This window comes from Kitasatospora sp. NPDC001159, assembly GCF_053598235.1.
Genome location: NZ_JBSFJV010000008.1, coordinates 104,464 through 130,149, shown reverse-complemented (window position 1 = coordinate 130,149; position 25,686 = coordinate 104,464). Strand labels below are relative to the sequence as shown.

Here is a 25,686-nt window from a genome sequence, read left to right as displayed (position 1 = left end):
GTCACTCCAGGGTGCGGAGTGACGGCCGGAGGCACTTCCGATGGGGCGTCAACTCGCCTGCGGCGGTCAGCGTCGGACCAGCCGCCGGCGCTGCTCCGGGATGACCGGCTTGACCGGGGCGGCCTGCCGCTCGGCCTGAGCCGGGACGGCCGCGGCCCGCGCCGGGCGGTGCACCAACGCGTGCGAGAACGGCTGGGTGCGCCAGTCGAGTCCGCTCGGGAGCTTGAACAGCGCGTCGAACCCGGCCGGCCGGGAGTCCTCCGGGGCCTCCACCTCCGCCAGGTCGTCGGTCAGCGTGCCCGAACCCGGGCAGATCGCGGGGGCGAAGGGGTCCCAGGCGGTGGGCAGCAGGGCGTGCTGCGGGAGCCGCTCCTCATCCGCCACCAGGGCGATCGGACGGCGGCACTCGGGGCAGTGGACCCGGAAGATCTCCCAGGCCTCGGCGTCGGGGTCGCTGCCCGGCGCGTGGTCGACCGCGAGGTCTTCGCGGCCGGTCATATCGTCGGTCTCGTCGGCGCCCAGCACGCGCTGGTCAGTAGCAGGCATGAGGATCCCCCTAGGATCGGGCCCGGCGTGGTCGCCCAGGGCCACAACCAGCACTTCCCTGTGATTCGGGCTCATAATCCTGCGGTGTTGTGCACCGTGATGCACCGGGTGTGTCCTTGGCCACACCGCTCGCCACATTCACCCGGCACTTGCCCGTATGACACCTGCACTCCCTCCAGTGATCGCCCGCTCGCCTCCGTGCGCTCTTGACCCGGCGCCGACGTTCGCCCTCCTTATCCCGCCCTCGGGCAGGAGGGGCCCACCCTCCGGCGCTCGCTCGTCGCTCGCCGCTCTCGGCGCTGGCGCACCCTTCGGCTCGGGGCGGTGCACCACCGTGTGAGTCCCCTGCGCGCCCGAGCGGGTAGGTTTGCGCACTGTGGAGGATCTCGACCAACGCATCGTCCAGCTGCTCCTTGAGGACGGCCGGATGAGCTACACGGACCTGGGCAAGGCCACCGGCCTGTCCACCTCGGCGGTGCACCAGCGAGTGCGCCGCCTCGAACAGCGCGGGGTGATCCGTGGCTACACCGCGATCATCGACCCCGACGCCGTCGACCTGGCGCTGACCGCGTTCATTTCGGTCAAGCCCTTCGACCCCAGCGCGCCCGACGACACCCCGGAGAGACTGGCCGGCCTGCCCGAGATCGAGGCCTGCCACAGCGTCGCCGGCGACGAGAACTACATCCTCAAGGTGCGCGTCGGCGCCCCCGGCGACCTGGAGGACCTGCTCGCCCGCATCCGCAGCGCCGCTGGCGTCTCCACCCGCACCACCGTCGTGCTCTCCACCCCGTACGAGGCCCGACCCCCGAAGCTCTGAAGGCCAGGCCGAACTTCTCGGAGCAAAAGCAAGGTGCAGACTTAGCGGCATGACCGAACGCACCCCCCGGACCGTCCTGCTGCGCGGCGGCGCCGTCTACAGCCCCGCCGACCCCTTCGCCACCGCGATGCTCGTGGAGGGCGAGCACATCGCCTGGGTCGGCAGCGACGGCGCCGCCGAGGCGTACGCCGCCACCGCCGACGAGATCGTCGAGCTGGACGGCGCCCTGGTCACCCCCGCCTTCGTGGACGCCCACGTCCACGCCACCTCCACCGGCCTGGCGCTCACCGGCCTCGACCTCACCGGCAGCCCCTCGCTGGCCGCCACCCTGGCCGCCGTCACCGCCTTCGTCGAGGCCCGGCCCGAGTCCGGCGGGGTGCTGATCGGCCACGGCTGGGACGAGAGCGGCTGGCCCGAGGGCCGCCCGCCCACGCTCGCCGAACTCGACGCCGCCGCCCGCGGCGCCGCGCTCTACCTCTCCCGCACCGACGTGCACTCCGCGCTCGCCACCACCGCGCTGCGCACCCTCACCGAGGGCCTCACCGAGCGGCCCGGCTTCGACGCCGAGGGCCCGCTCACCAAGGACGCCCACCACGCCGTCCGGCAGACCGCGCTCGTCCACCTCACCCCCGAGCAGCGCCGCCGCGCCCAGCGCGCCACCCTCGCCCGCGCCGCCGAACTCGGCATCGGAGCCCTGCACGAGTGCGCTGGCCCGGAGATCTCCTCGGAGGCCGACCTGGCCGCCTTGCTGGAGCTGGCCGCCGACGGCGATGGCCCCGAAGTCTTCGGCTACTGGGGCGAGTTGGGTGGAGTCGAGACGGCGCGCAGGATCGGCGCGGTGGGCGCCGGCGGCGACCTCTTCGTGGACGGCGCGCTCGGCTCGCGCACCGCCTGCCTGCACACCCCGTACGCCGACGCCGAGCACACCGGCACCGCCTACCTGACCGCCGAGCAGGTCGCCGACCATGTCGTCGCCTGCACCGAGGCCGGGCTGCAGGCCGGCTTCCACGCCATCGGCGACGCCGCCGTGGCAGCGGTCGTCGAGGGCGTCCGCGCGGCGGGCGAGCGGGTCGGCGCTGGCCGGGTCAAGGCCCTGCGCCACCGCGTCGAGCACGCCGAGGCGCTGGACGACAAGGCCGTCGCCGCCTTCGCCGAACTCGGTCTCACCGCCTCCGTCCAGCCCGCCTTCGACGCCGCCTGGGGCGGCCCGGACGGCATGTACGTGCAGCGCCTCGGTGCCGAGCGGGCCGCCGCCCTCAACCCCTTCGCCGCCCTGCTGCGGGCCGGCGTCCCGCTGGCCTTCGGCTCGGACGCCCCGGTCACCCCGCTCGACCCCTGGGGCACCGTCCGCGCGGCCGCCTTCCACCAGACCCTGGAGCACCGGATCTCCGTCCGCGCCGCCTTCACCGCCCACACCCGCGGCGGCTGGCGTGCGATCGGCCGCGACCAGGACGGCGTGCTGGTCCCCGGCGCGGTCGCCAGCTACGCGATCTGGGCCGCCGAGGAACTGGTCGTCCAGGCCCCCGACGCCCGGGTGGCCGGCTGGTCCACCGACCCGCGCTCCGGCACCCCCGGCCTGCCCGACCTCACCCCGGGCCGCGAGCTGCCCGCCTGCCTGCGCACCGTGGTCCGCGGCCGCACCGTGCACCGGCGCTGGGTGCACTGACCCGTGAGGTCCGCCGGACCGGCCCTGAACCGGATGCACCGCTTGATTCGGATGAGGGGTCGGGCCGTCGCGTCCTAGGTTGATCACCATGACGACCGAACCGCTGGTGCCCGCCGACTTCACCGTCCCGCGCGAGCTGCTCGCCCCGGAGTTCCGCCTGGAGCCGCTGGGCGAGCGGCACAACGCCTCCGACCACGCCGCGTGGACCGGCAGCATCGACCACATCCGCGCCACCCCAGGCTGGGCCGGCCGCGACTGGCCGCCCGCCGACGGGATGCCCCCGGAGCGGAACCTTGCTGACCTGTGCCGCCACGCCGCCGACTTCGAGGCCCGCACCGGCTTCACCTACACCGTCCTGGAACCGGACCGGGACGAGGTGATCGGCTGTGTCTACATCTACCCGGACCGCGAGGACCCGTCCGCGGTATCGGTCAGCTCCTGGGTCCGAGCCGACCGTGCCGCGCTGGACGCCCCGCTGTACCGGGCCGTCTCCGCCTGGCTCGTCGAGCACTGGCCGCTGGGCGAGGTCCGCTACGCCGAGCGCTGACCCGAGCGCCGGCCGGGGCGCGGCAGGCGGGCGAGGGGTGGCCGGGCGAGGGCGGGCCCTACCACCCTGACCTCACGCCGCACTGACGTTCCGGGGTACCGTCTTCGGACAGCGTCCGAACAGCAAGCCCCAGGAAGATGGTGCGCCGGTGACCATGCCCGTCACCCAGGAGCGGTCCGGGACCGCTCCCGAGCCGCAGGACCCGGCCCCCACGCCCGGCCGTGCCGCCCGCGCCCTCGCCAAGGTCCGCGCCGGGCTGCCCCGGACCGGCCTCGCCGCCCTGGCCGGCCTGCTGCTCGCGCTCGCCTTCCCGCCCTACGACCTCTGGCCGCTGTCCCTGCTCGGCGTCGCCGCGTTCTCGCTACTCACCCGCGGCCGCACCTTCCGCCAGGGCCTGTGGACGGGCTTCGCCTTCGGCGTGCCGTTCTTCCTGATGCTGCTCAGCTGGCTGCGGGTGGTCGGCTGGGACGCCACGATCGGCCTGTCCATCGTGGAGGCACTGTTCCTGGCCCTGCTCGGCGGCGCGCTGGCGCTCACCTCCCGGCTGCCCGGCTGGCCGCTCTGGGGAGCCTGCCTGTGGATCACGCAGGAGTGGGCGCGCGACCGGCTGCCGCTCGGCGGCTTCCCCTGGGGCCGGCTCGCCTTCGCCAACACCGCCACCCCGTACACCCCGCTGGCCGCGCTCGGTGGCGCGCCGCTGGTGACCTTCGCCGTCGCACTCTCCGGCACCCTGCTGGTCTGGGCCGCGCTGCGCCTGCGCGGGCCGCGAAAGGCCCCGCAGGCGGCCGCGCTGGCGGCGCTCGGCGCGGTCGCCGCGCTGCTGGCCGGCTACGTCGTCCCGGTGCCCACCGCCGCGGACGACACCGTCAAGGTTGCCATCGTCCAGGGCAACGTGCCCAACCCGGGCATGGACTTCCTGGGCCGCCCGATGATGGTCCTGAACAACCACGCCTCGGCCACCGAACGCCTCGCCGCCGACATCCAGGCGGGCAGGGTCGCGCGCCCCGACGTCGTGATCTGGCCGGAGAACTCCTCCGACCTGGACCCGTTCAGCGACCCGCTGGCCCGCCAGCGCATCGATGAGGCGGTCAGGGCCGTCGGCGTGCCCACCCTGGTCGGCACCCTGGTGGACGGCCCGGACGCACAGCACGTCCAGAACGAGGGCATCGTCTGGGACCCGCAGACCGGCCCGGGCGCCTCCTACACCAAGCAGCACCCCGTCCCGTTCGGCGAGTACGTGCCCTTCCGCGCCCAGCTGATGAAGGTGATCACCCGCCTCCAGCGGGTCGCCCGGGACTTCTGGCCCGGCGACCACAACGGCGTCATGCAGCTCGGCCCGGCGAAGATCGGCGACGTGATCTGCTTCGAGGTGGCCTACGACGAGATCGTCCGGGACACCGTGGACAGCGGCGCCCGCGTCCTGGTGGTGCAGACCAACAACGCGACCTACGCCAAGACCGGCCAGCCCGAGCAGCAGCTCGCGATGAGCCGGCTGCGCGCGGTCGAGCACGGCCGGGCCGTCCTGATCGCCGCCACCAGCGGCATCAGCGCGGTGATCGCCCCGGACGGCACGGTCGAGCAGCGTACCCAGGAGCTGACCCCGGCGGAGCTGTCCGCGACCGTCCCGCTGCGCGACGGCACCACGGTGGCCGACCGGGTCGGCGCCGCCCCGGAGTGGACGCTGGCGATCGGGGGCCTGCTGGCCTGCGGCGCCGCGGTGCTGGTCGGCCGTCGCAAGAAGACCGCCGCCGGAACACCGGCCGCCGGGGAATCGTTGGAACGGGTGATGCCGTAGCCGACCCGGACATCCCGTGCGGCGCGCAGAGCACCGCTTGGAGTGGATTCGTACCGTGACCCAGCAAGCTACCCCCGCCCGTCCGGTCCCGCGCAGCAGGCTCCGCCGGGTGCTGCCGCTGCTGATCACCGCCTGGCTGGTGCTGGAGATCTGGCTGCTGGTCCAGGTGGGCTCGTGGCTGGGCGGCGGCACCGTCCTGCTCCTGCTCATCGCCGGCGCGGTGATCGGCGGCTCGCTGATCAAGCGGGCCGGGCTGAAGGCGCTGTCGGCGGCCGTCGAACAGAGCAAGAACCCGCAGTCCCAGCAGCCGCAGACCGGCACCAGCATGACCGTGCTGGCCGGGCTGCTGCTGATCATCCCTGGCTGCCTGTCGGACCTGACCGCCCTGACGCTGCTGTTCCCGCCCACCCGGGCGCTCTGGCGGGCCGCCGGGCGCCGGTTCGCGAACCACGCGCTGCGCAGCACCTCCGCCGTCGGCGCCGACCCGTTCGCGGACGCGATGCGGCTGCAGGAGCAGATTCGCATCCACCGCCCGGACGGCAAGGTGATCCAGGGCGAGGTGGTCGAGCCGGACGCCGGCCCGCGCGGCCCACAGGGCCCGGACACCACCTACCGTCCGCCGATCACCGGCTGACCCGGCTGACCCGTTCGGGGGCTGCCCGGCCGGGCAGCCCCCGAGCCGTCACTCAGCTCCGGACGGCGCGAGCGCCCCGGGCAACGCGAAAGGGACCCTGGTGACCAGGGTCCCTTTTCGCGTCCTCCCGCCCAGCGGCGGGAGCGAGGTGTGTCAGGCGCTCTTACGGGTGTCCCGCGGGTGCACCGCGAGGTTCATCCCGCCGGAGCGGAGCACGGCCAGCCGTTCGGCCAGCACCTCCTCCAGCTCCTCGCGCGTCCGGCGCTCCATCAGCATGTCCCAATGGGTGCGCGTGGGCTTGACCTTCTTCTCCTCCGGCTCGTCACCGTCGAGAAGTGCTGCCTCCTGGCCGCAGAAGCGGCATTCCCAGGTCGGGGGGATCTCCGCCTCGACCGAGAAAGGAACCTCGAATCGGTGTCCGTTCTGACATGCGTACTCGACGGTCTGGCGGGGAGCCAGATCGATACCACGGTCGGTCTCGTAGCTAGTGGCCCCGAGTCGCGTGCCGCGGAGAGCTCGCTCGCTCATGAATCGTGCCTCCCGGGCTTATGGCCCACAGGACTAGTGGTCGCTGTTCTTCGTCGTTCGGTCAACGCTCGGCTTCCGACGAAGATTCCCGTCCCGGGACATGCGTCGTCTGTCGTGCCGCCCCTGTTTGTACCCACCAGCGCCCGATTTGTCACATCTGGCCGGTGATATCACCCCGAGTGTCACCTATTTCACATCTGGTGATTGGTCGGGCTTTCCGTGTCGAGCCTACCGGGACGGGATTCGACGGCCGTCGCCGACCCCGCCCCGGGCGGTCAGGAGATCGGTCGGGAACGGATCATCGGCTCGGTCTTGCCGAGGTCGACCGGGTGGGCCGGCGGTGCCCCGTCGGTGTGGACCGTCGGCGCGCGCTCCGGGCGGGGCGGGGTGGCGGGGGAGGCCTCGGTCCGGCTGTCGCGGTGCGGCAGCAGGGCGATCACCGCGTCCCGCAACTGCGGCGGGGCCTCCTCGTCCAGGGGGTCGACGGTGGCGGGCACCTGGAGCCGGACCGGGGTGCCGTTGCCGATCCGGGCGTAGCCGCGGCCGATCGGGGCATGGGCGGCGGGCAGGATGTCCAGCGGCGCGCCGAGCGCGGCGTGGCACTCCTCGGGCCCGGCCGGGCCGAGCAGTACCCGGGCCCGGGTGGTGGCGCGGACGGTCGGGGTGATCCGGTCCCGGGCCTCCAGGTCGTCGGCGATCACCACGGTGACCCGGGCGGCCCGACCGTGCCGCAGCGGCAGCTCCAGCAGGTCCTGCGGGTCGGGGCGGCCCCCGGCGTGGGCGAGCTCGCTCAGCTCGGTCGGGTGGTCCAGCAGCAGCCACAGCGGCCGGGTGGCGTCCTCGGGCGGGGCGGTGCCGGTGTGCCGGGCGGCGTTCAGCGCGGCCAGCCGGCGGTCGGTCTCCTGGGTGGCCCACTCCAGCGCGGCCAGGGCTCCGTGCAGGCTGGTCTCCACCGTGTGCACCCCGGGCCGGTTCACCAGGCAGGCGTGCTCTCCGGTGCCGGCGCCGTCGATCACCACCAGGTCGGCGTACGGGAGGGCCTGGAGCGCCACCGAGCGGAGCAGGCTGGAGGTGCCGTGGCCGGTGACCCCGAGGGCCAGCAGGTGCGGCTCGGAGGAGCGCGGGCCGGTGCGCCAGACCACGGGCGGCTGCTGGGCCGTGGTGCCGCCCTGGCTGACCGGGATGGTGCGTGCGGTGCCGTCCTCGTCGGTGAAGCCGAGCACGATCTCGCCCGGGGCGGCCACGAAGCGCTGGGCCACGATGTCGGTGGGCAGCGGGGCCATCGCGGCGATCCGCAGCCGGTTGGACTCCTCGTCCCAGTCGAAGCGGTACTCCCGGGCCCGCCCGGCCTTGCCCTGGACGACCTGCTCGATCCGGGCCCGGGCGGTCGGCTCGGTGTCGGTGAAGTACGCCGGGTAGCCGAGCTCCAGCCGGGAGAGCCGGCCCTCGCCGTCGAACTCCCAGGAGCTGAAGGCGCTCCTGTAGTTGCCCTCGAAGTGGTACAGCGGGTTGGCGTCCCCGGGCCCGCACAGGTACGGGGTGAGGGCCGAGTAGAGGGCGCCCAGTTTGACGTCGGCGACGTCGGGCGGGGGCGGGGCGGGCGGCGCCTTGGGGGCCCGGCCGGCCCAGGCGGCGCTGGCCATCAGGGCGATCAGCGCGAACAGCAGGCCGTGCGGCAGCAGGTAGATGCCGATCAGCGTCGCGGCGGTGAGGAACAGCGTCGGCCCGCGGCGGTCCTGCGGGGTGGCCTGCCAGCGGTCCTTGGCCCAGCCGGCGTGGTGGCGCAGGCCCCGGCCGATCACGGCGAGCGGGGCGAACATGTCGGAGGCGTGCTCCCCGGCGGTTCGGGCGACCTCACGGCCCTTGCTGAGATGGCGGTTGAGCGGCATTCCGTGACTCCCCGGGCGAGTGGGACGGGTGGGGTGAGGGGGGGACTGCTCGGGTACGACGGGGCCCGGGGCGGTGGGATCCGCGCCCGGGCCCGTGCGGGGAGTGGCGGTCCTAGAACTTGATGCCGCCGAGCAGGCTCGCCAGGCTGGCGCCGCCGGCCGTGATGCTCGGGGCGATCGAGGAACCGGCGATGTAGAAGCCGAAGAGGGCGCAGACGATGGCGTGCGACATCTTCAAGCCGTCTCTGCGGAAGAACAGGAAGGCGACGGTGCCGAACAGGACGAGTGCGGAGACATTGAGGATCACGTTCTGCTCCTCGGGGAGGGGGAGGGGACAGTGTTACTTAAAGTGCCCTAATCGTGACAAAAAGTAATAGATGACGGAACGGTGCAAATGGGTGGTTCTGCCGTTCAATGCCGCCCGGGAGCGCGGACGGGGGTATGCGAACCGGCCGGGGGCGGGGGCCTTGTGTCGCAGGGATTCGGTGCGGCCAGGCATTCCCGGCGGGCGGGTGGGAAGTGTCCGGTGGGTCCGGAAAGTTCCCTCGAACGGCTGCGCAACCCGTGCGGCCGCATGTCGTACCGGTGCGGAACGCCGTCCGGAATCCGGACACCTGCTGGCCCGGCTTCCCGCCGGCCGCTACGGTGCGGTACGCACGCTCCCTCGCCAGCTCTCAGGAAGGCAGCCCGCCATGACCGATGCCCCCGACGCCGAGGTGATCGCGCTCGCCGGGAAGCTCTTCGACGCCGCCCGGGCCGGTGAGACCGCCACCCTGACCGCCGCCGTCGACGCGGGCGTCTCCGCGGACCTCACCAACGGCAGCGGCGACACCCTGGTCATGCTCGCCGCCTATCACGGCCACGCGGCCACCGTCGAGGCGCTGCTCGGCCGCGGCGCCGACCCGAACCGGGCCAACGACAAGGGCCAGACCCCGCTGGCCGGGGCCGTTTTCAAGGGCTCCGTGGACGTCGTCGACGCCCTGCTGGCCGGCGGCGCCGACCCCGAGGCCGGCTACCCCTCCGCCGTCGACGCCGCCGCGATGTTCGGCAAGGCCGAGCTGCTCGCCCGGTTCGAGGGCCGCTGAGACGAGGTCGTAGGCTTTTCAACCATGGAGAGCACCGCCACCAAGGACACCGGTACCGTCGAGTTCCGCGTCACCGGCTACGCCCACCCCGACGCCCAGGCCCTGTCGGAGGAGGTGCAGCAGGAGTACGTCCGCCGCTACGGGGACCCGGACGAGACCGTGATGCACCCCGAGGACTTCGACGCGCCCGCCGGACTGTTCATGATCGCGTACCTGGACGGCCGCCCGGTCGCCTGCGGCGGCTGGCGGGCCAAGCAGGCCGGCCCGGACGGGCTGCGCGACGGCGACGCCGAGCTGAAGCGGATGTTCGTGATCCCCGACGCCCGCGGCCGCGGGCTGGCCCGGGCCGTGCTGCGCCGCCTGGAGCAGACCGCCGTCGAGGCCGGGTGCACCCGCTTCATCCTGGAGACCGGCACCGAGCAGCCCGAGGCCATCGCGCTGTACGAGTCCGAGGGCTACGTCGCGATACGGAAGTTCGGCATCTACAAGGACCACCCGCTGAGCGTCTGCCTCGGCAAGGAACTCGTCGCGGCGGTCTGATCGCCCTCCGCGCCGGGTAGGCTCCCCGTCGGCCGGAAGGGCCCTGGAGGGGGACGGATGAGCCACCGAGCGCCTGGAGCCGACCGGCTCCCCGCCCTGGCCCAGCCCGGCGGGGAGCTGGACCGGCTGGTCCGGGACGGCGTGCACACGGTCGGCGCGGGCGCCGTCTGGGCGGTCGGCGACGCCGACGGCACGCTCGGCGGCGGCAGCCACGGGGTGCTCGGGCAGGGCCCGTACGCGGAGTTCACGCCCGGGCCGGACACCCGGTACGACCTTGCCAGCCTCACCAAGATCGTCGCGCTCTGGCCCTGCGCCGGCGCGCTGTGGCAGTCCGGCCGGCTGCCGCTGGACGAGCCGCTCGGCCGCTGGTGGCAGCCGGCCGCCGGGCACCCCGCAGGGGCGGTGACGGCCCGTCAACTCCTCGCGCACACCGCCGGAATGCCCCCCTACACCCGCTTCGAGCAGCTCTACGGGCGGGAGCCCGCCGCGATCCGGGCCGGGGTGCTCTCCGCCCCGCTGCACCGTGAACCGGGCACCGCCGTCGAGTACACCGACCGTGCCGCCGTGCTGATGGCGTACCTGGTCGAGGACCTCGGCGGTGCGCCGCTGGACGAACTCGCCGCGCGCTGGGTCTGGCGGCCGCTGGGCATGGGCGACACCCGGTACGGGCCGCTCGGCGCCGCGGAGACCGCCCGTACCGCGCCCACCGAGTACGAGGAGTCGGTCGGCGCCCATCTGCGCGGCCTCGTGCACGACCCCACGGCTCGGCTGCTCGGCGGGGTCTCCGGCAACGCCGGGGCCTTCTCCACCGCCCGCGACCTCGCCCGCTTCCTCGCCGCCCTGCTCACCCCGCCGCCCCAACTGCCCTGGGGCGAACCGTGGATCACCGAATCACTGCGCGAGCAGACCGGCGGCCTCACTCCCGCCCGCGGGCTGTCCTGGCTGTACGCCCCCGGGACCGAACCTGCCCGGGGCACCTTCGTCCACTACGGCTTCACCGGCACCGGCTTCTGGGTCTCCCGGCGGCTCGGCCGCTGGGCGTTGCTGCTCACCAACAAGGTGCACTACGACCGGACCACCCAGCCGCTCACGGACCTGCGCAACGCCTTCCGGCAAGCGGTGTTCGGTTAGGGCGCGTCTCTCGGATCCTTGCCTGATCCGACAGAACCCAAGAGGCGGGCCCTGGCACTCGATCGGGTGGATCAGGTGCGAACCGCCTTTGGCGCGGCGGTGATCGGGCACTGTGGCGGCGACAGGGCGGCACCCGGTGAAGGAGACGCGATGACGGAGACCTGGGCACTCTCGGAGGCGGAGTGGCTGTCCCGGATGGTGCGCGCCTACATCGGGTGCAGCGTGCTGCTCACCGGCGAGCAGGGCAAGGTCCTGTTGCTGAAGCCGAGCTACCGCGACCAGTGGCAGTTCCCCGGCGGCGGGATGGACCCCGGGGAGGCACCTGCCGAGTGCGCCGCGAGGGAACTGCGGGAGGAGACCGGGCTGGTGGTGGCGGGCGGACTGCGGCTGCTGGTGGTGGAGTGGCGCGAGGCGATCCCCGACCAGGGCCGATACGCCCACCCCGCCGTGCACTTCATGTTCGACGGCGGCACGGTCGAGGCGAGTGCGGTCGTCCGCCTCCAGGCCGAGGAGATCGCCGACCACGGCTACTTCACCCCCGCCAGGGCCGCCGCCGTGCTGCACCCCTGCGCGGCGCGCCGACTCACCGGGGCCCTGGAGGCCCGGCGGACCGGTACCGCCGCGCTGCTGCACTCGGCGGGGTACGTGGGGTGACCTGGGGTCAGACCAGGGTGCTCCAGTAGTACCAGAACCGGTTGAGGACCAGCAGCGCGATCACCGCCGCCCACAGCACCGGCAGCGCCCAGTGGTAGCGCGCGGCCTCCCGGACGACCGCCCGCATCCTCGGCCCGACCGGGATCACGCCCGTCCGCAGGTTGTGCAGGGTGGTGTACCAGAACAGCACCACCACCGTCGCCCACACCACCATGCAGTACGGGCACAGCGCGCCGATGTCGTACAACGCCTGGTCGATCAGCCAGTGCGTGAAGACGACGCCCAACGCGGTCCCGGCGTGCAGGCCCAGCCAGAACCAGCGCCGGTACGCGGCGCCGGCCAGCAGCCCCGCGCCGATCGCCGCCAGCGCGCCGAAGGCGGCCAGGCCGAGCAGCGGGTTCGGGAAGCCGAAGACCTCGGCCTGCTCGGTGCGCATCACCGAACCGCAGCTGATCACCGGGTTGATGTTGCAGCTGGGGACGTACGACGGGTTCTCCAGGATGCGGAGCTTGTCGAAGGTCAGGACGGCCGAGGCGGCCAGTCCGATCAGCCCGCCGAGGAACAGCAGGATCGCGAAGGCCCGGCCGGCGCCGATCGGGGCTCGGCCGGGCGTGGGACGAGAGAGGTGCGCGCCTGTGGTGGCGGTCATCTAATGCCTCCGAGGAGACCCCCGGCTTGGCCGAGGGGAGAACCGGATTTGCTGTGGGGCAGGTCAGGATTCGGCGGTCCGCCGACAAGGCGGACTGCTGTCCCGCCCTGGCAGGTCACTCGTCGTGATGGGGTGGTTGCGTCGGGTCGGAGCGATGGCCAAGTTCTGGTCCGGCCTACCGCCGGGCTGGCGGGAAGTCGGGTCTGTGGAGCAGAAAGCCCGACCCGTGAGGGGTGGGATCCTCCGGCTTCGGCCGGAGGAGGGTGGCAGAGCAGCACATTCCGGTGGTCGGGCCGGCTCGGAAGGGCCGGCCCGACCGGGAGTTCGGCCGGGCCGGTGGTGCCGTGCCGGGCGGGCCTACTGGAGGCCGGCGGCCTGCTTGACCTGCGCGGTGAACTGCTCCGGCGTCGCGGTGGCGTTGCCGGCGAACAGGTTGATCGGCTTGCCGTCGACCTTGACCGTCGGGGTGCCGGTCACCTGGCTGTTGTTGAACGCGTCGGCGACCTTCGCCGCCCACGGCGCGTAGGTCTTGTCGGTGACCGCCTTCACGAAGGTGTCCGTCTTCAGACCGGGCACCTGGCCGGCCAGGTCCAGGATGTGGTCGACGTCGCCGAAGCCGTCCTCGCGCTCGTCCGGCTGGTTGGCGTACAGCACGTCGTGGAACGCCTTGAACTTGTCCACGCCCTCGTTCAGCGCGGCGCCGGCGGCGGCCAGCGCGGTGCGCGAGCCCTTGCCTCCGAGGTTCTTGTCCAGGAAGGCCGCCAGGTGGAACTCCACCTTGATCTGGCCGTCCTCGGTGAGCTGCTTGACGGTCTGGCCGTTCGCCGCCTCGAAGTGCTTGCAGACCGGGCAGCGGAAGTCCTCGTAGACCTCCATGGTGTGCGGGGCGTCGGCCTTGCCGTAGGTGATCACCGTGCCGTCCGGGCCGGTGGCGTTGGCCGGGACGACCAGCTGGCTCGCGGAGGAGGCCGCGGAGGCCTTGTCGTCCTTGTTCGAGCCGTTGATCGCGAGTGCGACACCGCCCGTGAGGGCGAGGACGACGACGGCGGAGACGGTCACGACGATCCGCTGACGGCGCTTGGCCGCCAGCTGCTCGCGGCGCTGTGCCTCCTGGATCCGCTCACGGGCACTGATTCGCTTGGGGGACTGAGCCATGGGGAAGTCAACTCCGGTACGCGGCGCGCGGGTGCGCGCGGGGAGCCGCACACGGGTGCGGCGGGGTCGGTGAACGCGGGAGTTGTGCGCACTGCCTGCGGGCGTACGGGGCCGGTCGGCCGGTACGCGTGTTACGGGGAACTGATCAGCAGGCAGGCGCGAAGGACGGCGGACCACGGCGGGGCGCCGGGCTCAGCACCACGTCCTCGCGGCGCGGTCGCGCACGGTCCGACACCGGCAGCGGTACCCGAAGCACCGGGCGCACCGGGGCGGGGAGCAGCAGCAGGACCAGCGCCCGCAGCGGGCGGGTCAGCGACTGGTGCAGCGCGCGCAGCGCCCGGGCCAGGCCCGACAGCGCCGCGTCGCCCAGCCGCAGCCAGGCCGAGGCGGCCAGCGCTATCGCCAGGTGCACCACCAGGAGCAGCAGCTGGGTCGCGGCGGGTGCCAACTGCCCGGCGTGCCCCAGCGGGCCGCCCAGCAGTGAGCCGTCCACCGAACCGCCGCCGCAGACCAGCAGGTTCACCCCGCGCGCGGACACGTGCTCGGACAGGACCGGCCCACAGCCGGTCTGGCCCAGGTTGAAGGTGGTGTTGAGCAGCAGCTCGACCGGCACCATCACGGCGGAGATGTGCAGCAGCCGCCGCTCCCCGCCGGCCAGCGCGGCCGCGACCAGGAAGACGACGACACTCGCCGTGGCCACCAGCGACAGCGGTAGCGGGCGACCGGTGATGACCACCTGGCCCAACGCGGCCATCGGCACGGCGAGCGCGGTGAACACCGCGGCCCGCAGGGCCCTGGTCGCATGGGTGGAGGTCGTCACGCTCGGGAGTATGCCATGGCGCTTACGCCCGGCACGAGGGCGCGTGGTCCTTCGCGCTCGCATGACGTTCCCTCAGCGGCTCCGCGGGCTCGCCAGAGGTCCCGCGCGACTAGCCTGGAAGGCGTTCCCGGCGACCCCGACGAGCCCGGCGACCCCGACAAGGGGGTGGGACGCACATGGCGAGGCCCGAAACCACGGTGGGACAGGTGCTGCTCGACCGCATCGAGGCCCAGGCGGTGGTGCTGGCCGGGCTGGACGACGCCGTCCGGGCGGACGAGCCCGACGCGGTCCACCGGATGCGGGTCGCCTGCCGACGGCTGCGCAGCGCCCTTCGGACCTTCCGCCGCCTCCTCGCCCCCGGCGCCGTCGACGGCCTGGTCGCTGACCTGCGCTGGCTGGGTGCCGTGCTGGGCCGCGCCCGGGACCGTGAGGTGCTCGCCGAGCGGCTGGTGGCCCAGGCCCGCGGGCTGCCGGCCGAGTGCGGACCGGAGCGGGTCGCGGGTGCGCTGGAGCGGTGGGGCGAGGCCGAGTACCGCCAGGTGTGGCCCGAGGTGGTCGCGGCCCTGGACAGCCCCCGTCGTCGGGCCCTGGCCGAGGCCCTGACCAGGCTGCTGGCCGACCCGCCGCTGCGACACCCTGCCGCCCGCGCGGCCCTCCCCGAGCTGTCCCGGGTCGCCGCCCGCGAACAGCGCCGGACGGCCGAGCGCGTGCGCGCCGCGCTCGCGGCCGACCCGGAGGACCGGGACCGGGCTTTGCACGAGGCCCGCAAGGCCGCCAAGCGGGCCCGCTACGCCGGCGAGGTTGCCGTCCCCGCGGTCGGCCCGGCGGCCGGCCGGTACGTGGAGCGGATGAAGGCCGTCCAGGAGGTACTGGGCGAGCACCAGGACGCGGTGGTCGCCGCCGCGGCCCTCGCCGGCCAGGCGGACACCGGCGGCGAGCCCTTCGCCTACGGCGTGCTCTACGCGGGCCAGCTCGCGGCGGCGGAGACAGCGCGCGGGCGGCTGCCCGAGGTGTGGGCGGGCGCCCGGAAGCGGAAGCTGGCGCGGTTCGGCTAGCCCGTCGTGCTCCGCTCCGGTGCCGGACGGGCGCCGGAGTCGGCTCCTGGCGGCTACTCCGGCTTCGGGCTGAGCCCCGCGGAGAGCGCCGCGTCCCTGAGCAGGGCGCGCAGCATCGCCGTGGTCAGCCGACCGGTGTTCGTGTTGCGCGGGCTCACGTGGTAGCAGCCGTAGAGCCGCAGGTCGGGGCCGCCGTCGCGGGCGGGGAGGGTGACCCGGGCGGCGTGGCCGAAGGCGGGGCGGGGGCGCGGGACCTGCCAGCCGGCGTCGGCGAGCACCGGGAGCATGGCCTGCCAGGCGAAGCCGCCGAGTGCGACGACCGTTCGGACGGTGGGGCGCAGCAACTGCAGTTCGCGGGTGATCCAGGGGCGGCAGGTGTCGCGTTCGGCGGTGCTGGGCTTGTTGTCGGGCGGGGCGCAGCGGACCGGGTCGGTGATCCGTACGCCGTACAGTTCCAGGCCGTCGCCGTGACGGACGGACTCGGGGCGGTTGGCGAGACCGAGGTCGTAGAGGGCCGCGTAGAGCAGGTCGCCGGAGGGGTCGCCGGTGAAGATCCGGCCGGTGCGGTTGGCGCCGTGGGCGGCGGGGGCGAGGCCGACCAGGACGAGCGGGGCGTCGGGCGGGCCGAAGCCGGGGATGGGGCGGGCCCAGTAGTCCCAGTCCTGGTAGGCGCGGCGCTTGGCACGGGCGGCCCCCTCGCGCCATTCGACCAGGCGAGGGCAGGCCCGGCAGCCGGTGACGACGCGGTCCAGCGCGGTGAGCCCACCGGTCCGGGCCGAGGCCTCGGCGGGGTGGCGGGGGTGGCCCGGGTCGTCGGCGGGGGACTGCGGCATGTTCCTGATCCTAGGTCTCCAGGACGTTCACTCCGGCGTCAGCCGGGCAGGCGTAGCGTGGAATCAGTTGCTCCGCCGGCCCCGGCAGGGCCGGGTCGGTGGTGGCCGGAGGCGCCGGTGTGCGTGGAGGCTTCGCGAGGAGGCCGCGATGATCGTCGATGCGGTACTGGGGGTGCTCGGAGGGCTGGTGGGGTTGGGCGCGCTCTGGGCGGCCATGAGCATCAGAGTCGTCCAGCAGTTCCAGAAGGGCGTGGTGTTCCGCTTCGGGCGGGTGCGCAAGGAGGTACGTCAGCCGGGGCTGGTCGCGCTGATGCCGATCGCGGACCGGCTGCGCCGGGTGAACGTGCAGATCGTGACGATGCCGATCCCGGCGCAGGAGGGCATCACCCGGGACAACGTGACCGTGCGGGTCGACGCGGTGGTCTACTTCCGGGTGCTGGACCCGGTGAAGGCGACGGTCAACGTGCAGGACTACAACTTCGCGATCTCCCAGGTCGCGCAGACCTCGCTGCGGTCGATCATCGGCAAGAGCGAGCTGGACGACCTGCTGGCCAACCGCGAACCGATCAACCAGGGGCTGGAGTTGATGATCGACAGCCCGGCGCTGGGCTGGGGCATCCAGATCGACCGGGTGGAGATCAAGGACGTCGCCCTGCCGGAGTCGATGAAGCGCTCGATCGCACGCCAGGCGGAGGCCGAGCGTGAGCGGCGAGCCCGGATCATCACGGCGGACGGCGAGTACCAGGCCTCGGCCCGGCTGTCGGAGGCGGCCGCGGTGATGAGCGCGACCCCGGCGGCACTGCAGCTGCGGCTGCTGCAGACCGTGGTGGAGGTGGCGGCGGAGAAGAACTCGACGCTGGTGCTGCCGTTCCCGGTGGAACTGCTGCGGTTCCTGGACAGCGCGACCGAGTCCCAGCAGCGCGATCTGCTGGCGGCCGCCGCGGTCGCCGCCGCAGCGAAGTCCGCGGAGCAGGCGGTGGCGAGCGGAGAGGTTCTCGAGGCCGAGCCCGACCCCGAGCCGCCCAAGCACGAACTGCCGCCGTTGGAGGAGCTGTTGTCGCACTCGCCGCTGGAGAGCGCGGACCTGGAGGGCGGGCGTGCGGAGGTGGACGGTCAGGCCGAGTCAGAGGACCGTACCGAGCCGAGGGCCACGTCCTGACGGGTGCCCGGTGGCGTGCGCCATCGGCCCGGACCAGGATGGACGAGGGGGAACAAGCCAGGTCAGGAGGCGGACCATGACCAAAGCCAGCGACATCATGCACCCGGGCGCGGAGTGCATCCGCGAGCACGAGACGCTCGCGGCCGCCGCCCGGATCATGCGGGAACGACATGTGGGCGCGCTGCCCATCTGCGGGGAGAACGACAAGCTGCTGGGGATCGTGACCGACCGCGACATCGTGCTGCGCTGCGTCGCCGAGGGGCGCGACCCGGCGCAGGTGACGGCGGGCGACCTGGCGCTGGGGCGGCCGATGACGGTGGAGGAGGACGAGGACTGCGAGCAGGTGCTGCGCGTGATGGAGCAGTACCAGGTCCGCCGGCTGCCGGTGATCAACCACCCGGAGCACAAGGTGGTCGGCATGATCAGCGAGGCTGACATCGCGCGCGGGCTGCCGCAGGCGCGGCTCGCGGAGTTCGTGGCGGCGGTGTGCGCGGAGGAGCCGCCCAAGAGGGAGGCGTTGCAGGCCTGACCCGGCGCCGGATCGGAGGCCTTCCGGTCGGGCTCGGAAGGCCTCCGGGTGTGCCCGGGCGGGGTCGGACCCCGACGCTCTCGCCGGGCGTCATCCCAGGGCGTAGACGGCGGTGGCGTGGGCGGCGGGTTCCTCGGTGTCCTCGGCGGTGAGGGTGACGTCGAGGAAGGCGATCCGCCGGCCGAGCTTGGTGACCCGGGCGAGTACCAGGACGTCCTGGCCGACGACCGCACGTTGGAAGCTGGTGGACTGCTGGACGGTGGTCATCGGGCCGAAGCCGCCGCGCGCCGCCGAGACCGCGACCACGCACGCGGTGTCGGCCGCGGCCATCATCGCCTGACCGGACAATCCGCCACCCTCCCGGGCGAGTTGGCCGGACCAGGGCAGTCGCAGCACGGCGTGCCGCTCGCCGGTCTCGACGGCGGACAGGCCGAGCGCCTGCACCCAGGGGGCGAAGTTGTCGGTCAGGAGCTCGTCCGCCTCGGCGGTGGTGAGGGTCATCCAGCCATTGTGTCAAGAGCGTTGGCGCGGTGTCAGGAACCAGGACTTCGGGATCGAGTCGGGCTCGGACCGGACCGGCCGGTAACTTTGGTTGTCGAAATCGTCATAGGTAACTAAAGTTGTCGCCATGACGATCGTGGAGATCACCCCTGAGGAACAGGCGGAGCTGGCCGTGGCCCTGCTCGACGCGCTCAACCCTCTCGCCGCCGCCGTGCGCTCCCGCGCGACCGGGCTGCCCGAGGAGCGGATGTGGCACGCGGACCCGGCCGAGGTGGCACTCTCGGTGCTGTCCGCCTGGAAGCTGGTGGACACCGAGGTCAAGCGGCTCACCGCGATCGCGGCCGGCACCGCCGGTTCCTACGGCGCCAGCTACGAACAGCTGGGCACCGCCTGGGGCATCACCCGGCAGGGTGCCCGGAAGAAGTGGCCGGAGGCCGTCAGCCGTCCGTCGGCGCGGCCTGACTCGCTCGAACTGTTCGGTGGAACCGCGGAGTTGCTGCGGGACGAGGCTGCCGAGAGCTGGCGCTGGACGGCCGTCGGCGCCGACGGGACGACCGGCGCGGCGGCCGCCGGCCACCCGACCCGGGAGGAGGCCGCAGCGCACGCCGGGGCCTTCCTCGCCGGGCACGCGTAGCTAATCCGAGGCCGGCAACTCCCGGGCGATCAGCTCCGCCAGGTGCAGGGCCCTTCGGCCGTCGGCGAGTTGGGCGATCTGGGTGCGGCAGCTGAAACCGTCCGCCAGCACCACCGTCTCCGGCCCGGCCGCCCGGACCTCCGGCAGCAGGACCCGCTCGGCGATCGCCTCGGACACCTCGAAGTGGCCCTCCTCGAAGCCGAAGTTGCCCGCCAGCCCGCAGCAGCCGGAGTCCAGCACCCGGTTGTGCAGGCCCAGTCGGGCCCCGACCCGGCGGTCGGCGGCGCTGCCGAGCACCGCGTGCTGGTGGCAGTGGGTCTGGGTGACGGCGTCCAGCGGGATCCGGGGGAGCGGCGCGTCGGGGGCGTACTCGTCGATGAACTCGGCGAAGGTGCGGGTGCGTTCGGCCAGCGGGCGGCCGTCCGCCCCGAGCAGCCGGGGCAGGTCCTCGCGCAGGGTGGCGGTGCAGCTGGGGTCCAGACCGACCACGGGGGTGTCGGCCGGGAGCCCGGCGGCCGCCAGCGTCCTCAGGCTGCGCCGCAACACCCGGCGGGCGGTGCCGAGTTGGCCGGTGGAGTACCAGGTGAGGCCGCAGCAGACCGGGCCCTCGGGCAGCCGGACGTCGAAGCCCAGGTGCTCCAGCACCACCATGGCCGAGCGCAGCACGTTCGGCTGCAAGTGGTCGGAGAAGGTGTCCGGCCACAGCAGCACCGGCCGGGCGCCCACCGGGGCCGGCCCGTCCGGATTGATGCTGCCGGCTCGGCGGCGCCGGTACCAGCGGGTGAAGGTCTCGGGCGGGAAGACCGGCAGCACCCGGCGCCGGTCGATCCCGCCGAGTCGCTTGAGCAGGGCGCCGGCCGGGGAACGGGCCAGGGCGTTGGCGGCGCCGGGCGCGAGCGCCACCGCGCGCAGCCACAGCGGCAGCCAGCCCATCGAGTAGTGCGACAGCGGGCGCGGCCGGTGCCGGTAGTGCTGGTACAGGAACTCGGTCTTGTAGGTCGCCATGTCGACGTGCACCGGGCAGTCGCTCGCGCAGCCCTTGCAGCTCAGGCAGAGGTCCAGCGCCTCCCGGACCTCCGCCGAGCGCCAGCCGTCCGGGATCGCATCGCCCCGGAGCATCTCGGCGAGCAGCCGCGCCCGGCCCCGGGTGGAGTGCCGCTCCTCGCCGGTGGCCATGTAGCTCGGGCACATCACCCCGGTGGTCGGGTCCACGCACTTGCCGACCCCCACGCAGCGGTGCACCGCCTTGGCCAGGCTGCCGTCGTCCTGCTCGTACGGCAGGGCCAGCGGCAGCGGGCGGTGCGGGGCGGTGACGAAGCGCAGGTCGGCGTCGAGCGGGCGAGGGTCGACCAGTGCGCCCGGGTTGAGCAGGTTCTCCGGGTCCCAGATCCGCTTGAACCCGCCGAAGAGATCGATGACCTCGGGCGGGTACATGCGCGGCAGCAGCTCGGAGCGGGCCTGCCCGTCGCCGTGCTCGCCGGAGAGCGAACCGCCGTACGAGACCACCAGATCGGCCGCCTGCTCCAGGAACTCCCGGAACACCAGCACCCCTTGGGGCTCGTCCAGCGGGAAGTCGATCCGCAGGTGCACGCAGCCGTCGCCGAAGTGCCCGTACGGGACGCCGCGCAGGCTGTGCCGGCGCAGCAAGGCACGCAGGTCCCGCAGGTAGTCGCCGAGCCGCTCCGGCGGGACGGCGGAGTCCTCCCAGCCGGGCCAGGCCTCGCCGCCTCCCGGCAGCCGGGTGACGATCCCGGCGCCCGCCTCCCGGACGGCCCACAGCTGGCGCTGCTCGACGGGGTCGGTGACCAGGGCGACGGCGGCCGAGCGCTCCCGGCGCACCGCGTCGGCGAGCTGGCGGGCCGCCCGGTAGGCCTCCACGGCCGTGGCGCCGCCGGTCTCCAGGAACAGCCAGCACTCGCCGGCGGGCAGCCGGTCCAGCGCGGGCGGGCGCGGGCCGGCCGCGAGCAGCGCGGCGATCAGGTCGGCCGCCATGCCCTCGGCGGTCAGCGGGCCCAGCGGCAGCAGCGCCGGGATCGCGTCCGCGGCCGCGCCCTCGTCGGGGTAGCCGGCCACCACCAGGGCGCGCGCGGGCGGGTCCTCGACCAGGCGGACGGTGGCGCCGAGCAGCAGCGCGCAGGTGCCCTCGGTGCCGGTCAGCGCCCGGGCGAGGTCGTGGCCGTGCTCGGGCAGCAGCGCGTCCAGCGGGTAGCCGGAGGTGCGGCGCGGCAGCTGTGGCATGCCCTGCCGGATGGTGGCGAGGTTGCGGTCGGTGAACTCCTGGAGTTCACGGTTCAGTTGGCCCGCCCGGCCGGGCAGGGCGCGCAGCGCCGCGCGCTCCTGCGCGCTGAGCCGGCCGCCGACGGTCAGCTCGGTGCCGTCCGCGAGCAGCAGCTCCAGCCGCTCGACGTTGTCCGCGGTGCGCCCCCAGGCGAGCGAGTGCGAGCCGCAGGAGTCGTTGCCGATCATGCCGCCGATCGTGCAGCGGCTGTGCGTTGACGGGTCCGGGCCGAAGCGCAGTCCGTGCGGCCTGGCGGCGCGCTGGAGGTCGTCCAGCACGGTGCCGGGCTGGACGCGCGCGGTGCGGGCCTGCGGGTCGATCTCCAGCACCGAGCCCAGGTGGCGGCGGAAGTCCAGCACCACCGCGCCCGGGCCGATCGCCTGCCCGCCGATGCTGGTCCCGGCCCCGCGCGGCACCACCGGCACCCGGTACTTGCGGCACAGCGCCAGCGCGGTGCGCACATCGTCCAGGTCCGCGGGCTTGACCACGCCGAGCGGCAACTGCCGGTAGTTGGAGGCGTCGTGGCTGTAGACGGTCCGCTCGGCGGCACCGAAGCGGACCTCCCCGAGCAGCACGGCGGCCAGCTCACGGGCCAGCTCGGCCCCGGGGACGGCGGACGGACGGCTCACCAGGGACCTCCCGGGCGGGTGCGACAGCGGCTCCGCCGATGATCGCAGCCCGGGTGCCGTACCGGTACCGGGCGCGACGGGGGTTCCGCCGACGGGGTGTCATGTGACATTCTCGGCAGACATGATCAACGACTCCACAACCGCGGACCCGGCTGGCGCCGACGCCTACCTCGCCCGCCTGCCGATCGGCGAGCGCCCGCCCGTCCCGACGGACGGCGCGCCGTCCTGGGACATCTTCCCGTACGAGGGCGAGCTGACCGTCCGGGTGCTGCAGCCGCCCGTCCTGCCCGAGCCGCCCCGCCAGGGCGAGGACGGCCCGGAGAGCTGCAAGCAGTGCGCCCGGCCGGACTCCGACTTCCTCTGGACCGACGAGCACTGGCGCCTGAGCAGCGCCGACGTGCCGAGCGGCCTGCCCGCCACCCTGCTGCTCCAGCCGCGCGCCCACCACGATTTGCTGGACCTGCCGGTCGAGCTGTCGGCGCAGCTCGGCCCGATGCTGCAGCGCGTCGAGCGCGCGGTGCTGTCGCTCGGCGGCATCGGCCGGGTCCACGTGAACCGCTGGAGCGACGGCGGCGCGCACCTGCACCTGTGGCTGATCGCCCGGCCCGAGGGCCTCACGCAGCTGCGCGGCTCCACCTTGCCGCTATGGATGGACGTGCTGCCGCCGCTGCCCGCCGAGGTGTGGGCCGAGCGCGCCCGCAGGATCGCCGCCGTGATGGCCGCGGCCGGCGGCACCGCGCATGTCTGAGGCCGGCTACTTCCGGCCGGTGAGGGTGCCGCGCGCGATGTGAGAGAGCTTGGCCACCTCGAAGGCCGGGTAGGCGCCGCCGGCCAGCAGCGAGAACTTGATCCCCTCCCGCCCGCCCGGCTTGCGGTGGCCGGGCGGCTGGAAGCGGCGGTGGTGCTCGGCGGCCCGGTGGAAGAACTGCGGGCGCTCGGCCCGGGAGACGCAGCCGGCGAGGTCGAAGACGAAAAGGTAGTGCCGGATCATCCGGACGAACAGCGCGTCGCGCACCGCGTACAGGTGCGGCTGGTCCTCCAGCAGCGCGAAGCTGCGCTCGTACTGCTCGAACAGGTCGAAGACGCTGCTGCCCGGGCCGCTGGCCGGGTGGACGGTCTCCCGGCGGCGCAGCTGGACGCACTCGCGCGGCACTACGGCGACCTTCCGGGCGCCGAGCAGCGCCGCGTGGACGACTGGCACCTCCTCGTACCTGCCGTCCGGGAAGGCGAGCTCCAGCTCCTCCCAGTGCCCGCGGCGGATCAGCCGGTCCCAGATCAGCGGCGGCGCGCCGAACAGCGCGGGCTGGTCGAAGGGGGCGAACACCTCGGGGCCGGTCTCGGCGAGCAGCGCCTCGGCCCCGCCGGGCCAGTCGCGGCCGTTGTGGCGCCGGGTGTGGCCGAACAGCAGCACGTCCACCGGACCGGTCTGCTGGAGCCGGTCGGCGAACGTCTGGAGTGCGTCCGGGGGCAGCAGGTGGTCGGCGTCGAGGAACAGCAGGTACTCGCCCTTGGCCCGGGCCGCACCCGCGTTCCGGGCCACCCCGACCCCGACCGCCGCGTTCAGGTGCAGCGCCGACACCCGCGGATGCTGCGCCGCGTACGCGTCGGCGAGCCCGCCCGGGGTCCCGGGGGAGGGGTCGGCGACCACGATCACCTCGACGTTCGCCAGGGTCTGGGCGAGCAGCGAGTCCAGGCAGTCGGCGAGCTGTCCGTGCTGGTCGTAGGCGGGGAGCACGACGCTGATCAGGGGTGAGGGCATGACGCCGGAGCGTAAGAGGGCGCGCGAACCGTGGCAAAGCCCTGACGGCGCGTAACTCGGGGCAATAGTGGCAAATCGTACTACCGTGCGCCATATCTTCACGCGGCCTTCTGGGCGTGCACACGCCGATCGGCAACGCGACCGGCCCGCGACGCGGGGTGCGTCGCGGGCCGGAACGTGTACGGAGGGGCGCCGAGCGGGTTCGACTCAGTACCAGTGGTGCGCCTGCCAGAACGACCACGCGGCGCAGGGGCTGCCGTAGCGGCTGTTCATGTAGTCCAGGCCCCACTTGATCTGGGTGACCGGGTTGGTGCGCCAGTCGGAGCCAGCCGAGGCCATCTTGGAGCCCGGCAGGGCCTGGACCAGGCCGTAGGCGCCGGAGGAGGCGTTGACGGCCAGCGGGTTCCAGCTGCTCTCGCGGAACACGATGTTGCTGAAGCACTGCAGCTGGCCGGCCGGCACGATCTGCGCGGCGATCTGCTGCGGGGTGCCGGAGTGGCTGTTGAGGTCCTGGCGCTGCTGGGAGCGCGAGGCGGCGGCGTCGGCCTGGGCCTTGGCGTCCGCCTGGGCCTTCGCCTCGGCCTCGGCCTGGGCCTTCGCGGCGGCCTGGGCCTTCGCCTCGGCCTCGGCCTGGGCCTTCGCGGCGGCCTGGGCCTGCGCCTGGGCGGCGGCGTCCGCCTCGGCCTTGGCCTGGGCGGCCTGCTGGGCAGCGGCAGCGGTGTCAGCCTGGGCCTGAACGCCAGCCGGCTTGCCGTCCACCGAGACGGCGGCTACCGGGGCGGCGGCCTCGGCGTTGTGCGCGGTCTGCGGGATGGCGAGGGCGGCGGTGGCGGCGCTGGCGACCACGAGGGTGGCGACGCCGGTGATCAGGGAGTTGCGGCGGGCATGGCTGAGCTGCATGAAGCGGACAATCCTTCCGTCGGGGACCGTGCCGGTGGCACCGGGCGGGCTTCGCGTGGGCTCCGGGTGAGCGAGCCCGCGCGGCCGTCCGGGACGGCCGTGGCGCCCCGGCGGCGACGGCGGGGCGGCCGGGCTGCGCGGCGGACTGGGCCGGCCGGCGCTGCCTGGCGACGGGCCATTCTTGGCAGGGCCGAGGATGGGTGGCAAAGGTGCTCGCTACTACGCCGAGTAGTGGCCGTGGGGCGGCTGCAGCGCAGTTCGGAGGGTGATTTATGGATATACGTCCGAATTGCGAATCTGTGGGATGAGCACATGAACAGGGGTGGCGGAACGCTAGCGGCAGAGGGCCGGTGGCCTGCGTTCTTCGGGCTGGAGGCGAGGGCAGGCGGAAGGGTGATGCCTGGCGGCGGAGGGCCTGTGGAAGTCGGAAGCGGGCCAACCACTATCCCGGGCCGTAGATGCGGAAACCCCTGTGGGCGGCCTCACATGTTCGGCTCGCCGACTTCGGCGCAGCGTGACTGGTTCGTCACGTGATCGCGGCGGCCGGGTCGATCGGAGCAGCCCGGTGGCTCGCCTTGGCGTGGGGGTTCGCTGATGCCGCGCCGCCTGAACACAGAACGTGACTGAAGGTCGCCTGCTGTGAGTGAGAGGCGGTCGCTGATCAAGCGAACGGACGGTGTCGACGGCATCGAGCCCGTCCCCTCCTCCGCCACGAGCTCCAAGGAGGCGAAGCGGACGCCGCCACCGCGGACGGCGGGCGGGCGGTGGCGTCTCCGTCGGCGGCGGCCACGGGTCCGACATCGGCAGCACCATCAGGGGCGGCTCCCCGAACCGGTGCGCGCCCGCCGGCTCCGTGCCGGGCTGCACCGCTGAGCCGCCGGGAAGCCTCAAGCCTCCCCGAACGGCACCGGGCCCGGGAGCCTCCGCAACGGCTCCCGGGCCCGGCGTTCCCG

26 protein-coding genes are annotated in these 25,686 nt (G+C 73.8%); 14 read left to right on the top strand and 12 right to left on the bottom strand.

Translation table 11 applies throughout. The features are described 5' to 3' along the window. Nucleotides 1–66 precede the first annotated feature (66 nt). A complete protein-coding gene (locus tag ACWC9T_RS07000; protein ID WP_449820022.1) occupies nt 67–546 on the bottom strand; it encodes a hypothetical protein in 480 nt (159 codons plus the stop codon). Between the two features lie 376 nt (nt 547–922). Here ACWC9T_RS07000 and ACWC9T_RS06995 point away from each other — a divergent pair, with 376 nt between their 5' ends. The 5 genes from ACWC9T_RS06995 (at nt 923) to fxsA (ending at nt 6,005) form a co-directional block, all read left to right on the top strand. Continuing rightward, on the top strand, nt 923–1,363 hold the full coding sequence (locus tag ACWC9T_RS06995) for an Lrp/AsnC family transcriptional regulator (RefSeq protein WP_045694655.1): 441 nt from the start codon (nt 923–925) through the stop codon (nt 1,361–1,363). Nucleotides 1,364–1,412: 49 nt separating this feature from the next. Next, nucleotides 1,413–3,029: an amidohydrolase gene (locus ACWC9T_RS06990; RefSeq protein WP_449820021.1), complete on the top strand. Its 1,617-nt coding sequence runs from the start codon at nt 1,413–1,415 to the stop codon at nt 3,027–3,029. An 88-nt stretch (nt 3,030–3,117) separates the two neighbouring features. Beyond that, the gene (locus tag ACWC9T_RS06985; protein ID WP_449820020.1) at nt 3,118–3,576 is read left to right on the top strand and encodes an N-acetyltransferase; all 459 of its coding nucleotides are present in this window, start codon (nt 3,118–3,120) and stop codon (nt 3,574–3,576) included. A 154-nt stretch (nt 3,577–3,730) separates the two neighbouring features. Then, a complete protein-coding gene (gene lnt, locus ACWC9T_RS06980) occupies nt 3,731–5,371 on the top strand; it encodes an apolipoprotein N-acyltransferase (RefSeq protein WP_449820031.1) in 1,641 nt (546 codons plus the stop codon). 55 nt (nt 5,372–5,426) lie between these two features. Further along, nucleotides 5,427–6,005, top strand: a complete 579-nt coding sequence (fxsA, locus tag ACWC9T_RS06975; RefSeq protein ID WP_449820019.1) for an FxsA family membrane protein — start codon at nt 5,427–5,429, stop codon at nt 6,003–6,005. 153 nt (nt 6,006–6,158) lie between these two features. Here the strand turns inward: fxsA and ACWC9T_RS06970 are convergent, their stop codons facing one another. The 3 genes from ACWC9T_RS06970 to ACWC9T_RS06960 all read right to left on the bottom strand — a co-directional run bounded on the left by ACWC9T_RS06970 (nt 6,159) and on the right by ACWC9T_RS06960 (nt 8,729). Next, the gene (locus ACWC9T_RS06970) at nt 6,159–6,533 is read right to left on the bottom strand and encodes an RNA polymerase-binding protein RbpA (protein WP_153459849.1); all 375 of its coding nucleotides are present in this window, start codon (nt 6,531–6,533) and stop codon (nt 6,159–6,161) included. 275 nt (nt 6,534–6,808) lie between these two features. Continuing rightward, nucleotides 6,809–8,422: a hypothetical protein gene (locus ACWC9T_RS06965; RefSeq protein WP_449820018.1), complete on the bottom strand. Its 1,614-nt coding sequence runs from the start codon at nt 8,420–8,422 to the stop codon at nt 6,809–6,811. A gap of 112 nt (nt 8,423–8,534) precedes the next feature. Then, nucleotides 8,535–8,729, bottom strand: a complete 195-nt coding sequence (locus tag ACWC9T_RS06960) for a hypothetical protein (protein ID WP_355669189.1) — start codon at nt 8,727–8,729, stop codon at nt 8,535–8,537. A 385-nt stretch (nt 8,730–9,114) separates the two neighbouring features. On the opposite strand from ACWC9T_RS06960, the gene ACWC9T_RS06955 reads away from it, so the two are divergent. The 4 genes from ACWC9T_RS06955 (at nt 9,115) to ACWC9T_RS06940 (ending at nt 11,832) form a co-directional block, all read left to right on the top strand. Continuing rightward, a complete protein-coding gene (locus ACWC9T_RS06955; RefSeq protein WP_449820017.1) occupies nt 9,115–9,507 on the top strand; it encodes an ankyrin repeat domain-containing protein in 393 nt (130 codons plus the stop codon). Between the two features lie 24 nt (nt 9,508–9,531). Continuing rightward, complete coding sequence (locus ACWC9T_RS06950; RefSeq protein ID WP_449820016.1) at nt 9,532–10,047, top strand: GNAT family N-acetyltransferase; 516 nt, start codon at nt 9,532–9,534, stop codon at nt 10,045–10,047. A 57-nt stretch (nt 10,048–10,104) separates the two neighbouring features. Next, nucleotides 10,105–11,178, top strand: a complete 1,074-nt coding sequence (locus ACWC9T_RS06945; protein WP_449820015.1) for a serine hydrolase domain-containing protein — start codon at nt 10,105–10,107, stop codon at nt 11,176–11,178. Between the two features lie 150 nt (nt 11,179–11,328). Beyond that, nucleotides 11,329–11,832, top strand: coding sequence for an NUDIX domain-containing protein (locus ACWC9T_RS06940; RefSeq protein ID WP_449820014.1), 504 nt, complete (start codon nt 11,329–11,331; stop codon nt 11,830–11,832). Between the two features lie 7 nt (nt 11,833–11,839). On the opposite strand, the gene ACWC9T_RS06935 is transcribed toward ACWC9T_RS06940, so the two are convergent. From ACWC9T_RS06935 to ACWC9T_RS06925, 3 genes are all read right to left on the bottom strand, one after another. Further along, nucleotides 11,840–12,481 carry a vitamin K epoxide reductase family protein gene (locus ACWC9T_RS06935; protein WP_449820013.1) on the bottom strand — a complete coding sequence of 214 codons (642 nt, stop codon included), beginning with the start codon at nt 12,479–12,481 and terminating at the stop codon, nt 11,840–11,842. A gap of 357 nt (nt 12,482–12,838) precedes the next feature. After that, nucleotides 12,839–13,636 (bottom strand): DsbA family protein, encoded by a 798-nt coding sequence (locus ACWC9T_RS06930; protein WP_449820012.1) that lies wholly within the window; start codon nt 13,634–13,636, stop codon nt 12,839–12,841. A 145-nt stretch (nt 13,637–13,781) separates the two neighbouring features. Continuing rightward, the gene (locus tag ACWC9T_RS06925) at nt 13,782–14,456 is read right to left on the bottom strand and encodes a hypothetical protein (RefSeq protein ID WP_449820011.1); all 675 of its coding nucleotides are present in this window, start codon (nt 14,454–14,456) and stop codon (nt 13,782–13,784) included. Nucleotides 14,457–14,632: 176 nt separating this feature from the next. Between ACWC9T_RS06925 and ACWC9T_RS06920 the strand changes: the two genes are divergently transcribed. Further along, nucleotides 14,633–15,511 (top strand): CHAD domain-containing protein, encoded by an 879-nt coding sequence (locus ACWC9T_RS06920; RefSeq protein ID WP_449820010.1) that lies wholly within the window; start codon nt 14,633–14,635, stop codon nt 15,509–15,511. Nucleotides 15,512–15,564: 53 nt separating this feature from the next. Here ACWC9T_RS06920 and ACWC9T_RS06915 read toward each other — a convergent pair whose 3' ends face one another. Next, nucleotides 15,565–16,344 carry a uracil-DNA glycosylase gene (locus tag ACWC9T_RS06915; RefSeq protein ID WP_449820009.1) on the bottom strand — a complete coding sequence of 260 codons (780 nt, stop codon included), beginning with the start codon at nt 16,342–16,344 and terminating at the stop codon, nt 15,565–15,567. 148 nt (nt 16,345–16,492) lie between these two features. Between ACWC9T_RS06915 and ACWC9T_RS06910 the strand changes: the two genes are divergently transcribed. Both ACWC9T_RS06910 and ACWC9T_RS06905 read left to right on the top strand, forming a co-directional pair. Further along, nucleotides 16,493–17,503, top strand: a complete 1,011-nt coding sequence (locus ACWC9T_RS06910; RefSeq protein ID WP_449820008.1) for a slipin family protein — start codon at nt 16,493–16,495, stop codon at nt 17,501–17,503. 76 nt (nt 17,504–17,579) lie between these two features. Continuing rightward, the gene (locus ACWC9T_RS06905; RefSeq protein ID WP_449820007.1) at nt 17,580–18,032 is read left to right on the top strand and encodes a CBS domain-containing protein; all 453 of its coding nucleotides are present in this window, start codon (nt 17,580–17,582) and stop codon (nt 18,030–18,032) included. A 90-nt stretch (nt 18,033–18,122) separates the two neighbouring features. Here ACWC9T_RS06905 and ACWC9T_RS06900 read toward each other — a convergent pair whose 3' ends face one another. Next, nucleotides 18,123–18,533: a PaaI family thioesterase gene (locus ACWC9T_RS06900; RefSeq protein ID WP_449820006.1), complete on the bottom strand. Its 411-nt coding sequence runs from the start codon at nt 18,531–18,533 to the stop codon at nt 18,123–18,125. Between the two features lie 127 nt (nt 18,534–18,660). Here ACWC9T_RS06900 and ACWC9T_RS06895 point away from each other — a divergent pair, with 127 nt between their 5' ends. Beyond that, nucleotides 18,661–19,167, top strand: coding sequence for a hypothetical protein (locus ACWC9T_RS06895; RefSeq protein WP_449820005.1), 507 nt, complete (start codon nt 18,661–18,663; stop codon nt 19,165–19,167). Here the strand turns inward: ACWC9T_RS06895 and ACWC9T_RS06890 are convergent, their stop codons facing one another. Further along, on the bottom strand, nt 19,168–22,074 hold the full coding sequence (locus tag ACWC9T_RS06890) for an FAD-binding and (Fe-S)-binding domain-containing protein (protein ID WP_449820004.1): 2,907 nt from the start codon (nt 22,072–22,074) through the stop codon (nt 19,168–19,170). 121 nt (nt 22,075–22,195) lie between these two features. On the opposite strand from ACWC9T_RS06890, the gene ACWC9T_RS06885 reads away from it, so the two are divergent. Continuing rightward, nucleotides 22,196–22,822: an HIT family protein gene (locus tag ACWC9T_RS06885; protein ID WP_449820003.1), complete on the top strand. Its 627-nt coding sequence runs from the start codon at nt 22,196–22,198 to the stop codon at nt 22,820–22,822. 6 nt (nt 22,823–22,828) lie between these two features. On the opposite strand, the gene ACWC9T_RS06880 is transcribed toward ACWC9T_RS06885, so the two are convergent. Beyond that, on the bottom strand, nt 22,829–23,833 hold the full coding sequence (locus ACWC9T_RS06880; RefSeq protein WP_449820002.1) for a glycosyltransferase family 2 protein: 1,005 nt from the start codon (nt 23,831–23,833) through the stop codon (nt 22,829–22,831). 207 nt (nt 23,834–24,040) lie between these two features. Then, a complete protein-coding gene (locus ACWC9T_RS06875; RefSeq protein ID WP_449820001.1) occupies nt 24,041–24,733 on the bottom strand; it encodes an aggregation-promoting factor C-terminal-like domain-containing protein in 693 nt (230 codons plus the stop codon). Nucleotides 24,734–25,686: the final 953 nt, after the last annotated feature.

Excerpts from the sequence above, each read along its gene's own strand:
- ACWC9T_RS06875 (WP_449820001.1), bottom strand. The coding sequence starts at position 24,733 with ATGCAGCTCAGCCATGCCCGCCGCAACTCCCTGATCACCGGCGTCGCC.
- ACWC9T_RS06935 (WP_449820013.1), bottom strand. The coding sequence starts at position 12,481 with ATGACCGCCACCACAGGCGCGCACCTCTCTCGTCCCACGCCCGGCCGA.
- ACWC9T_RS06945 (WP_449820015.1), top strand. The coding sequence starts at position 10,105 with ATGAGCCACCGAGCGCCTGGAGCCGACCGGCTCCCCGCCCTGGCCCAG.
- ACWC9T_RS06910 (WP_449820008.1), top strand. The coding sequence starts at position 16,493 with ATGATCGTCGATGCGGTACTGGGGGTGCTCGGAGGGCTGGTGGGGTTG.
- lnt (WP_449820031.1), top strand. The coding sequence starts at position 3,731 with ATGCCCGTCACCCAGGAGCGGTCCGGGACCGCTCCCGAGCCGCAGGAC.
- ACWC9T_RS06990 (WP_449820021.1), top strand. The coding sequence starts at position 1,413 with ATGACCGAACGCACCCCCCGGACCGTCCTGCTGCGCGGCGGCGCCGTC.
- ACWC9T_RS06950 (WP_449820016.1), top strand. The coding sequence starts at position 9,532 with ATGGAGAGCACCGCCACCAAGGACACCGGTACCGTCGAGTTCCGCGTC.
- ACWC9T_RS06965 (WP_449820018.1), bottom strand. The coding sequence starts at position 8,422 with ATGCCGCTCAACCGCCATCTCAGCAAGGGCCGTGAGGTCGCCCGAACC.
- ACWC9T_RS06880 (WP_449820002.1), bottom strand. The coding sequence starts at position 23,833 with ATGCCCTCACCCCTGATCAGCGTCGTGCTCCCCGCCTACGACCAGCAC.
- ACWC9T_RS06940 (WP_449820014.1), top strand. The coding sequence starts at position 11,329 with ATGACGGAGACCTGGGCACTCTCGGAGGCGGAGTGGCTGTCCCGGATG.
- ACWC9T_RS06930 (WP_449820012.1), bottom strand. The coding sequence starts at position 13,636 with ATGGCTCAGTCCCCCAAGCGAATCAGTGCCCGTGAGCGGATCCAGGAG.
- ACWC9T_RS06920 (WP_449820010.1), top strand. The coding sequence starts at position 14,633 with ATGGCGAGGCCCGAAACCACGGTGGGACAGGTGCTGCTCGACCGCATC.
- ACWC9T_RS06905 (WP_449820007.1), top strand. The coding sequence starts at position 17,580 with ATGACCAAAGCCAGCGACATCATGCACCCGGGCGCGGAGTGCATCCGC.
- ACWC9T_RS06885 (WP_449820003.1), top strand. The coding sequence starts at position 22,196 with ATGATCAACGACTCCACAACCGCGGACCCGGCTGGCGCCGACGCCTAC.
- ACWC9T_RS06915 (WP_449820009.1), bottom strand. The coding sequence starts at position 16,344 with ATGCCGCAGTCCCCCGCCGACGACCCGGGCCACCCCCGCCACCCCGCC.
- ACWC9T_RS06900 (WP_449820006.1), bottom strand. The coding sequence starts at position 18,533 with ATGACCCTCACCACCGCCGAGGCGGACGAGCTCCTGACCGACAACTTC.
- ACWC9T_RS06895 (WP_449820005.1), top strand. The coding sequence starts at position 18,661 with ATGACGATCGTGGAGATCACCCCTGAGGAACAGGCGGAGCTGGCCGTG.
- ACWC9T_RS07000 (WP_449820022.1), bottom strand. The coding sequence starts at position 546 with ATGCCTGCTACTGACCAGCGCGTGCTGGGCGCCGACGAGACCGACGAT.
- ACWC9T_RS06985 (WP_449820020.1), top strand. The coding sequence starts at position 3,118 with ATGACGACCGAACCGCTGGTGCCCGCCGACTTCACCGTCCCGCGCGAG.
- ACWC9T_RS06970 (WP_153459849.1), bottom strand. The coding sequence starts at position 6,533 with ATGAGCGAGCGAGCTCTCCGCGGCACGCGACTCGGGGCCACTAGCTAC.
- ACWC9T_RS06955 (WP_449820017.1), top strand. The coding sequence starts at position 9,115 with ATGACCGATGCCCCCGACGCCGAGGTGATCGCGCTCGCCGGGAAGCTC.